The organism is Actinomyces sp. Z5 (assembly GCF_003287795.1).
GTDB classification, from domain to species: Bacteria; Actinomycetota; Actinomycetes; order Actinomycetales; family Actinomycetaceae; genus Actinomyces; species Actinomyces glycerinitolerans.
The window spans coordinates 1-9986 of the sequence record NZ_QMIN01000072.1 but is presented as its reverse complement, the minus strand read 5'-3'; the positions used below and the strand labels follow the sequence as shown (position 1 = coordinate 9986).

Here is a 9986-nt window from a genome sequence, read left to right as displayed (position 1 = left end):
GGGGGCGGCGCTAACGCGCCGCGCCGCCCTACAGCAGCCGATCCCGCCGACGTCCTCGCCGGGACCAGCACATCTAACACACCGAGGCCGGTGGATGTAACGCACCGAGACCGGCCGTTGCGACCGGTGCGGTGACGAGTGCGGCGGGGATCAGTACCAGCCAGTGGACTCGGAGTGGGCCCAGGCGGAGCAGGGGGTGCCGTAACGCCCGGAGATGTAGCCCAGGCCCCACTTGATCTGAGTGGTGGGGTTGGTGGCCCAGTCGGAGGCCACGGAGCTCATCTTGGAGCCGGGCAGTGCCTGAGGAATGCCGTAGGCGCCGGAAGAGGCGTTCTGGGCCTGGTAGTTCCAGCCGGACTCGCGGTTCCACAGGCTGACCAGGCAGGTGAACTGGGAGTCGTCCCAGCCGTAGGAGGACATCATCGACTGGGCGATGGACTGGGCGGAGGCAGCGGTGGTGCCGTCACCGGAAGCCGCCACCGTGGTTGTGGTGGATTCGGTTTCGGTGTCGGCGTCCTCACCGCTGGTGTCTGCAGCCGTGCCGGTGCCGACCAGCACCACCTCGTCGACCCGCTCGCTGACGACCACGCGGGAGATCACCTCGCGGGAGACCTCCTGGCCGTCGACGCTCGTTACGCGATAGACCACCCGAGTGACGCCGTCAACGCCCTCGGTCTGCACCTCGGTCTCACCCTCGGGCAGAGCATCCGTCTCCTGCTCCACCTGCTCGAACTCATCGGTCTCGTCCTCGGAAACCGCGGTCACCTCGGCGACGTCGCCGCCCACTACCAGGGCGTCGGCGGTGTCCTCGCCGGAGGCGGCGAGGGCCTGCATGCGCGCCTGGGACTCGGTGAGGGGGGCGACGCCGGAGTCACCGAACTGGGTGGCGGCGTAGGCGCCGCCGGAAACCGCCAGGGACAGGGTGGCGGCCACCCCTCCCGCCCGGTACATCGCCGGCGAAATCGAGGTCTTCGCGGGGCCGTCGGCGCGACGGCGGCCATGTGCGTCGGAGGTTTTGGTGAGGCTCTTTGAGGCCAGTGCCCCAAGCTCAACCAGCGTTGTGCTTAAGGAGCTGCTCTGGGAGTGACGACCCACGGGGATTCTTCCTAACGGTTGACAACTGCCGATCACGCTAACCGACTACGGGTGGCTCAGCAACACAAACTGACACATTTCACACCCATGTGCCGTAGGCCTGAGCGGTGTTGCGGGCCAGCACGGCGGCCATTTTCACCTCGTCGTATCCGCGCAATTGCGCGAGAAAACGGACCGTGTCCGGCATGAGGTAGGAGCCGTTGGGGCGTCCCCGCCAGCGCTTCGGCGGCAGGTAGGGCGCGTCGGTCTCAATCAGCAGCAGCTCGTCGGGCACGGCCGCGACGGCGGAGCGCAGCTCCTCGTTGGCCGGGTAGGTGATGGGGCCGGCCACGGAGGCGTACCAGCCGTGCTCGGCGCAGGCCTGGGCCAGGGCCGCTCCCCCGCTGAAGCAGTGGAAGACGGTCCGTTCCGGGGCGCCGTCACGCGCCAGCACGTCCACGCATTCGGTATGGGCGTCGCGGTCGTGGATCTGCAGCGGCAGGTCGAGCTGCTTGGCCAGGGCGATGTGGTCGCGGAATGCCTGGCGCTGGACGGCGGCGCCGCGGGGGCCGGTGCGGAAGAGGTCCATGCCGGTCTCGCCGACGGCGACGACGACGTCCCGGTTGCCGCGCACCTGCGCCTCCAGCCGGCTCATGGCCTCGTCCAGGGGCTCGTCGTGGTGGGACAGGCGCACGGGCTCCAGGCCGTCGGGGCCGATCTCCCGCACCCCGGCGTGGGCGACGGCCTCGTTGGGGTGGATGGCCAGGGCGACCCGCACGCCGGGAAGCTCGCGCGCCAGGGCGAGGCTCGGCTCCCAAGTGGTGGTCTCACAGGCGGAGGTGATGATGGCGGTGACGCCGACGGCGGCGGCGCGAGCCACCAGTTCGGCGGCGTCCAGCGGCGCGTCGGCGCCGGGCCCGGCGGCAGCCTCTCCGGGAACCGGCAGGTGGGTGTGATTGTCGGTGACGGGCGCCGCCAGGGGGGCGGCGGCGTCGGCGGGCGGCCAGGAGCGGTCGCGGTGCTTGCGGCTCATGCGCCGGTGACGTCGTCGGGCTGGGAGTCGGCGTAGCGGGCCAGCTCCTCCTCCACGATGGCCTCGTCGAGCTTGACGAAGACGGGCTTGGGCTTGGCGATCGGCGTGCCGACCACGACGGCGTGACGCTCCCAGGTGGGTACGGCGGTGTAGTCGCCGGTGATGATCGGGTAGCCGGTGCGGCCGGTGAAGGCATCGGGCAGCACCTGCGGGTCGAGCTCGTCCACCTCCTCAATGCGGGGCATGGGGGCGATGGTGCCCTCGCCACCCATGACGCGATCGACGTCGTTGGCGGCGTGCGGCAGGAACGGGGAGAGCATGAGGTTCAGGTCGACCACCACCTGGGCGAGGGTGTGCAGCACAGTGGCCAGCCGCCGGTGTTCGGGGCTGCCCTCCTCCCCCTTGAGCTTGAAGGGCTGGGTGTCGGCGATGTACTTGTTGGCCTCACCCACCAGCCGCATGGCCTCGGCGAGCGCGGCCTTCTGCCGGTGGTGGCGGATCAGGTCGCCGACCGTATCGAAGCCGGCGTCCACGGCGTCCAGGAGGGCGCGGTCCACGTCCTCCAGCTCGCCCGGGGCGGGGATGGCACCGAAGCGCTTGTGAATCATGGCGGCGGTGCGGTTGACCAAGTTGCCCCAGCCGGCCACCAGCTCGCCGTTGGTGCGGCGCACGAACTCCGCCCAGGTGAAGTCGGCGTCGGCGGTCTCGGGGCCGGCGGCGCAGATGAAGTAGCGCAGGGCGTCGGCCTGGTAGCGGGCCAGGAAGTCGCGCACGTAGATGACGATGCCGTGGGAGGAGGAGAACTTGCGGCCCTCCATGGTCAGGAACTCGCTGGAGACGACCTCGGTGGGCAGGTTCAGCACGCCCATGTCGCCGCTCTCGCCGCCGCGCTCGCCCTGGCCGTTGTAGCCGAGCAGCTCGGCGGGCCAGATCTGGGAGTGGAAGACGATGTTGTCCTTGCCCATGAAGTAGTAGGACAGGGCCTGCGGGTCGTTCCACCACTGGCGCCAGGCCTCGGGGTCGCCGCTGCGGCGGGCCCACTCGATGGAGGCGGACAGGTAGCCGATGACGGCGTCGAACCACACGTACAGGCGCTTATTCGGCTGGTCCTCCCAGCCGGGGATGGGGATGCCCCAGTCGATGTCGCGGGTCATGGCGCGCGGGCGGATCTCCGCCAGGATGTTCTTGGAGAAGCGGATGACGTTGGGCCGCCAAGCGCCGGAGGCCTCCCGTTCATCCAGCCAGGTACTCAGCGCCTCTGCCAGGGCGGGCAGGTCCAGGAACCAGTGGCTGGACTCGACGAACTCTGGGGTCTCCCCGTTGATGCGGGAGTGGGGGTCGATCAGGTCGGTGGGGTCGAGCTGGTTGCCGCAGTTGTCGCACTGGTCGCCGCGGGCGCCGCCGGAGCCGCAGATCGGACAGGTGCCCTCGATGTAGCGGTCGGGCAGGGTACGGCCGGTGGAGGGGGAGATCGCGGAGCGGGTGACCTGCTCGACCATGTAGCCGTTGTCGCGCACGGTGCGGAACATGTCCTGCACCACCCGGTAGTGGTTGCCGGCGGTGGTGCGGGTGAACAGGTCGTAGGACAGGCCGAGCGCCACCAGGTCCTCGACGATGAGCCGGTTGTTGCGGTCGGCCAACTCGCGCGGACTGACGCCCTCCTCGTCGGCGGCCACCAGGATCGGGGTGCCGTGCTCATCGGTTCCGGACACCATCAGGACGTCATGCCCGGCCATGCGCATGTAGCGGGAGAAGACGTCCGAGGGGACGCCGAACCCGGCGACGTGTCCGATGTGGCGGGGACCGTTGGCGTAGGGCCAGGCGACGGCGGAGAGGATACGGCTCATGGGGGCAGCCTATCCGTTCCCGCAGCCGGGTACGGCTCCGGGTTGTTCTCCCCCTGTGTTTGCGGCTCCGGCACCCCTATGGTGGCGGCGACGAGCACGCCAGGTGTGCGTCATCGAGCTTGGAGGAGATCACGATGCCCCGACCGCCTGCGTCTGGAACACCGCGAGTCCCGTTGCGCATCGGCGTGGTCCTGTGCCTGGTGGCGCTGGCCGGGCTGGCCATCTGTCTACCCATGGCGCGCCCCATCAGGGACCTGCAGGCGCTGGATTCGGCTGGGGTGACCACCGTGAGCCTGGATGCGGCGACCACATATGGCCTGTGGGGTTATAGCACCGTGGACTGCACCGTCACCGGCCCGAACGGGGACGGCGTCGTGGTTCTTCCGCCGTCGGAGGAGACGCCAGTGGCCGATCATCGGATTCTCGGAGTGATCGAGGCCGAAGCGACCGGCGATCACACCTTCACGTGTTCCGGGCACGAGAAGCAGGAGGTATCGGTGGGGCGCCTGACCGACCTCCGGATCGTCGACTGCGGTTGGTGGGGAGCGATCACCGCTACCTGCATGGGCCTCGTCGGCCTCCCGCTGGCTACGTTCGGGGGCATTTGGCACTTTATCGACAATAGGCGCGCCCGATCGAACCGGCGCGGCCCCGCCGCAACCACCCGGGGAATCATCCGGGAATAGTCGGCGTACCAACGTCGATCTGCTTCCCGCCAACGTCTCGCCGTCACTCACGGAAGCCGCCTGCGGGCGACACGGCACGTATCGTGAGCGTGATAGCGCGACAACCGACGCCACCAGCCCTCTACCGCACCGGAGTAACCCATGTCCTACCCCCGACTCCCGGCTCCCCCTATGCGACCGCGCCCCGTGGCGCCGGCCCCAACTCCTACGCCCCTGCCGCACCGGCCCCCAAGGGACACAAGGGGCCGCTTATTCTGCTGCTGTCTGGGGTGGTCCTGTGCGTGTTGGCCGCCGTGATCGTTGTGGCCTTCGCCGGCTACATGACCCGGTTCGATCACGACCCGCGCCCCGTTGACGCCAACGGCTCAACCCGCGTGCAGTTGGACTCCACGGTCACTTACGGCCTTTACGGCAATGGGGACTCACAGTGCTCCGTAACCGCCGCCGATGGCACCGAGGCGACGCTGGCCACTCCGTGGTCAAACACGACGGTCAACGGGCACCTCCTCTTCGCCACGGTTGAGGCAGGCATCTCCGGCGAGTACACCGTCACCTGCACCACCTCCGTCGCCGGTGAGGACGTGTATTTCGGCCCCGCGATCGGAGCACAGGACGTTGGACGCAGCGTTTTCCTCGTCTTCGCCGCAGTCTGCATGTTCATCGTCGGTGTTCCCCTCACAATCGGCGGCATCATCTGGCTCGTCGTACGCAATTCACACAACAGGCGAGCTCTACAGGCGCAGGCTGCATATCCAACCGCAGGCACCAGGCTGTGAGGTTCGGCTGACGAAGACGGCATCGCCCCGTAAAGTCACGTAAAGTCACGTAAAGTCACGGTTGAATCTCGTGGGAGTCGGCGGCGGCCCGCCGGCGGGAAGTACCGGCAGGAAGTAGAGGTGCAGGCGATGGCCGTGTGGAATCAGCCCGGTCCGGGCGTCAATGGACCACCGCAGCGCCCGCGAGGCGTGGACGCGGACGGCCTGCCCTCACTGACGGTGCCGCGCGTCGTCACCATCGGGGGCGTGGCGGCGCTGCTGGTGGCGGTAGCACTGTTCGCAGCAGCGGTGGCGATTGCCCCGCGTGTGCTTGAGGAGGACGCCGTCGCGATCGACCAGGGTGGGCGGTCGACGGCGCTGTCCCTGCTTGAGGACACCGAATACGGCTTCTTCTCCGCCGACGCCAACGTCGCCTGCAAGGTCTTCGACCCGGCGGGAACGGCACTGGATGTCTATACGCTGGATCATGACAACAGCGACCCGCCCCAGGTGCTCGGCTTCCGGTCGACCAACGCCGGCACCTACGACGTCGCCTGCACCGGGACAAGCGCGATCACCATCAACCAGTCCAACGTGTCCCCGGAGTGGAGCCGTAGCCTGCGCATGGCCGTCACTTCGATCCCCTTCTGCGTGGCGGGCCTGACCAGCACCGTAGTCGGCGCGATCTGGCTGGTGGCGCGCCGACGTCGTCGCACGCGCGTCATGATGAGCCGACTGTATCCGCTTGCAGGAGCGCCCGTCGTTCCGGCACCACCGATGTCGGCGCCGCAGCCCGCCCCCGCCGCAACGCCGACGGTCGGTTATGGCCTGGCCCCGCAGCAGGTGGTCTACCGGCCGCTGCCCCCGCCCGACGGCGGCCAGGGCGTCTAGCCCTCTTCCAGGCGCCGGCGTTTTAGGCGTCGTCGGCGTCGCGCCGGGCAAGCGCCGCCCGATACACCTCATTGGGACGAGCACCGGCCCGCGGGGCGACCTCGGCGGCGGCAGCCTTCAGCCGCATGCCGGAGTCCGCCAGGGCCAGCGCCTCGGCGGCAGCCTGCTGTAGGTCCACCACCCGGGCGGGGGCGCCGGCAACCACCAGCACCACCTCCCCCAGCACGCCGTCGGCCGTGGCGTCCGCGAGTTCCCCCAGGGTTGCGCGCTGTACCTCCTCGTGCGTCTTCGTCAGTTCCCGGCACAGTGCGGCACGGCGGTCCGCGCCGAAGGCCTGGCCCATGGCACGCAGGGTCTCGTGGGTGCGCCGGGGCGATTCCAGGAACACCATGGTGCGCGGCTCATCCGCTAACGCCGTCAGGGCGCGGACGCGCTCCCCCGCCTTGCGCGGGAGAAAACCCTCGAAGGTGAAGCGATCGGTGGCCAGTCCGGAGAGCACCAGGGCGGTAAGCACGGCAGAGGGCCCGGGCGCGGCGGTGACCGGGACGTCGGCGTCGACGGCGGCCACCACCAGCCGGTAGCCGGGGTCCGAGATGCCCGGCATGCCGGCGTCGGAGACAACCAAGACGGCGCTGCCCGCACGTGCGGCCGCAAGCAGTTCGGGGGCCCGGGAGGCCTCGTTGTGCTCATGGAAGGCCACCACGCGGCCGCCCACGCTCACCCCCAGACGGCGGGCCAGGGCGAACAGGCGGCGGGTGTCCTCCGCGGCGATGAGGTCGGCACACTCCAGGGCCCGGCGCAGGCGCGGGGAGGCGTCGGCGACGTTCCCGATCGGGGTCGCGGCCAGGGTGATCGTGCCCGGGCGCGGGGCGGCGTCCACCGAAGGCGCAGGCGGCGCAACATCCTCCGGGGCCGCCGGCCGTGTTTCTGCCGTCCGGTCGGCCTCGGCCGCCGGCGCGCCGCTGTCGTCCGCGGGCGTGGCATCACTCATGTCGTTATTCATGGGCTCAGTATGACGGGCCGCCTTAGACTCGCAGACGTGACTTCACCCTGTGCTGCTTCACCGGATGGCGCCGACGCGTCCCCTACTCCAGGAGACTCTCCCAGCGATGGCTCCCTGCACGCGGCAGCTGCCGCGACTGCCGTCGTCGAGACCGACAGCGCCTCCAAGACCGACACCAACGCCGGTAAGCCCGGTGAGACCGAGACTCCACGCAGCGAGAACCAGCTGCGGTCTCTACTGGGACTGGAACCGCTTGGCACCGAACTGCCGCGGCAGACGCGTATCAACGGCTGGGTGGCCACCGCGTTGGCTGGACTGGTGGCGGCGCTGACGCGGCTGATTGGCCTGAGTCACCCGCATCAGCTCATGTTTGACGAGATCTACTACGTCAAGGACGGCTACGCACTGTGGCAGAACGGCTACGAGTCCAAGTGGGGCGACGGCGCCGATGAGCTGTTCGCGCAGGGAGACTTCTCTGCGCTGACAACCGACCCCAGCTATGTGGTGCATCCGCAGCTGGGCAAATGGCTGATCGGTCTGGGTATGCAGATCTTCGGCGCGGACTCTTCTTTCGGCTGGCGGGTCATGCCGGCGTTGGCGGGCGTTTTGACGGTGATTGTGCTGGCGCGGCTCACGCTGCGGCTGACCCGTTCGCCGTTGCTCGCCGGCCTGGCCGGGGTATTGCTGGCGATCGATGGTGTAGGGATCACCGAGTCGCGGATCGGACTGTTGGACGGGTTCATCGGCCTGTTCGCGACGGTCGCGCTTTATTGCCTCGTGCGCGACCGGGAATGGTCCCGGGCGCGTCTGGCGGCCGACTTCGCGGGCGTGCCCATCGCTGCGGAGGTGCCCGCGCCCCTGGCACCGCGGGCACACCTGCGCCCGTGGCTGATTGGGGCGGGCATCGCCGCCGGGCTGACCTGTTCGGTGAAGTGGTCCGGCGCCTACCTGCTGGCTGCGATCGGGATTCTTGTGGTCGTCTGGGATACGTTGGCGCTGCGCCGGGTCGGGGCGCGCGCCTGGTTCCTCGAGGGGACCGTTGCGCGCGGCATGGGGGATTTCATTCGCCTGGTGCCGGTGGCCTTCATCGTCTACCTGGGGGCCGGCTGGGGTTCGTGGTTCTTGCACGACGGCGCCTACTACCGCGGCTGGGCGGCGGCGCAGCGCGCGGAGACCGGCACGGTGGCGCGCTCCTGGCTACCGGACTCCCTCAACGACCTGCTCGAGTACCACCTGTCGATGTACAACTTCCACGTTGGCCTGGACACCGAGCATCCCTACATGTCGAAGCCGATCGGCTGGCTGGTGCAGTGGCGACCGACGTCGTTGTACTGGAAGGGCTCTGAGGAGCTGGGCGGCGCCGACTGCGGCTCGGGCCGCTGCATCCAGGCCATCACCTCGATCGGCAACATACCCATCTGGTGGGCGGCCGTGCTGGCACTGGTCTTCGTGGTCGTGGTACTGGCAATCGGCCGCCGCGACTGGCGCGTTTGGGTGCCGCTGATCGGGTACGTCGGCCTTTACCTGCCGTGGTTCATCTACTCCAACCGGACCATCTTCACCTTCTACACGGTGGCGTTCGAACCGTGCATGGTGCTGGTGCTGGTGCTAGCACTGGGCGCAGTTTCCGGCATGCTCACGCCCGTGCCCGGGTCGGCAGCCGAGCGTGAGGAGGCGCGTCTGATCGCGGAGGGACGGATTGGGCCGGGGCTCCCCTATCCACGTGGCGCCGTGGCCGCATATTTCGGCTTCGGCATGCGTGCAACGCGCACCCGTCTTCCCGAAGCCTGGACGGGCGTACCGCATTGGCGCCTGCGCGGAGAAGGACTGGCACTGATGGCCGGCGTGATTGTGCTCGCTGCGATGTTCACGGTGGCGTGGTGGCCGATTTGGACCGGACAGACCGTGTCCTACACGTTCTGGCACTGGCACATGTGGCTGAGTTCTTGGATCTAGGGCCGGCGTCCACGGGGTAGCCCTGTCTTGTCCCCCTGGTTGGAGCTACGGGGCATTCCGCTGCGCGCGACTGCGGTGGGGCACTTCCCGGGCCGGCAGGCCCGGCGCCCCATGTGGTACGTGCGGCTGAGCTCTCGGCCGCACGGTAGGGCCCGCCGGAGTCCGCGGTCCGCGGGCCCTGCCCCGGGCACCTCCTGCTGGAGCGGTCCAAACCGACGCCGGGGGCCAACCGTGGGCCCTACCCGGGGCGTAACCTGAGTCGTGACGGTTTAAGTACCCACAAGTCATGCTATGCCGGCTGGCGCCCGTGAGCTGGGGGCGTCTGTTACGCCACTTCACCGTCTACTACGCCGGTTAGCCGGTTAACGGTCCGCTGTATACCTCGGAGCCCTTCAACAGACGACCAAGTGGCGTAGTAGACCGCGAACAGGCGTAGCAGTCGAGTACCCCGTTGCCGAGCACACGGCCAAGGGGCCCCTCGGTGAGTACGTGCCCGGCTGAGGTTCGCGGCTCGAGCCAGTACGGGCGTGCCTGCGAAGGTCACACCGCCTCACCGTTGGCTGTGGTGTCTGCCCACTCGTATTTCCGTGTGTGCGGCCTGTGTGGGCTCGTGGTTTGTGGGCTGGTGCGGCTGCCTTGCCGCGTTGGTGTCTGGTGTGGGCTGCGCTGTGTGCGTGTGGTGTGTGCCCCCCGGCCAGGGCCCCGGGGGGTGGGTGCGGGTTGTGGGTGTGGGTTCGTGAG

Annotated in this window: 8 protein-coding genes; 4 read left to right on the top strand and 4 right to left on the bottom strand. The window is 69.0% G+C overall.

Annotation, left to right across the window (positions count from 1 at the left end; genetic code table 11):
• Positions 1 to 150 precede the first annotated feature (150 nt).
• The 3 genes from DRB06_RS10260 to metG all read right to left on the bottom strand — a co-directional run bounded on the left by DRB06_RS10260 (position 151) and on the right by metG (position 3954).
• Positions 151 to 1095, bottom strand: coding sequence for a G5 domain-containing protein (locus tag DRB06_RS10260; protein WP_073328245.1), 945 nt, complete (start codon positions 1093 to 1095; stop codon positions 151 to 153).
• 79 nt (positions 1096 to 1174) lie between these two features.
• The gene (locus tag DRB06_RS10255) at positions 1175 to 2107 is read right to left on the bottom strand and encodes a TatD family hydrolase (protein WP_111819885.1); all 933 of its coding nucleotides are present in this window, start codon (positions 2105 to 2107) and stop codon (positions 1175 to 1177) included.
• Positions 2104 to 3954: a methionine--tRNA ligase gene (gene metG, locus DRB06_RS10250; RefSeq protein WP_111819884.1), complete on the bottom strand. Its 1851-nt coding sequence runs from the start codon at positions 3952 to 3954 to the stop codon at positions 2104 to 2106. Before metG ends, DRB06_RS10255 begins: the two co-directional genes overlap by 4 nt.
• Positions 3955 to 4088: 134 nt before the next feature.
• On the opposite strand from metG, the gene DRB06_RS10245 reads away from it, so the two are divergent.
• From DRB06_RS10245 to DRB06_RS10235, 3 genes are all read left to right on the top strand, one after another.
• Positions 4089 to 4640: a hypothetical protein gene (locus DRB06_RS10245; protein ID WP_146750869.1), complete on the top strand. Its 552-nt coding sequence runs from the start codon at positions 4089 to 4091 to the stop codon at positions 4638 to 4640.
• 83 nt (positions 4641 to 4723) lie between these two features.
• Positions 4724 to 5416 (top strand): hypothetical protein, encoded by a 693-nt coding sequence (locus tag DRB06_RS10240; RefSeq protein ID WP_146750868.1) that lies wholly within the window; start codon positions 4724 to 4726, stop codon positions 5414 to 5416.
• Between the two features lie 129 nt (positions 5417 to 5545).
• On the top strand, positions 5546 to 6286 hold the full coding sequence (locus DRB06_RS10235; protein WP_146750867.1) for a hypothetical protein: 741 nt from the start codon (positions 5546 to 5548) through the stop codon (positions 6284 to 6286).
• 22 nt (positions 6287 to 6308) lie between these two features.
• Here DRB06_RS10235 and rsmI read toward each other — a convergent pair whose 3' ends face one another.
• The gene (gene rsmI / locus DRB06_RS10230; RefSeq protein WP_244542573.1) at positions 6309 to 7289 is read right to left on the bottom strand and encodes a 16S rRNA (cytidine(1402)-2'-O)-methyltransferase; all 981 of its coding nucleotides are present in this window, start codon (positions 7287 to 7289) and stop codon (positions 6309 to 6311) included.
• A gap of 36 nt (positions 7290 to 7325) precedes the next feature.
• On the opposite strand from rsmI, the gene DRB06_RS10225 reads away from it, so the two are divergent.
• Positions 7326 to 9245 carry a dolichyl-phosphate-mannose--protein mannosyltransferase gene (locus tag DRB06_RS10225; protein WP_258522233.1) on the top strand — a complete coding sequence of 640 codons (1920 nt, stop codon included), beginning with the start codon at positions 7326 to 7328 and terminating at the stop codon, positions 9243 to 9245.
• Positions 9246 to 9986: the final 741 nt, after the last annotated feature.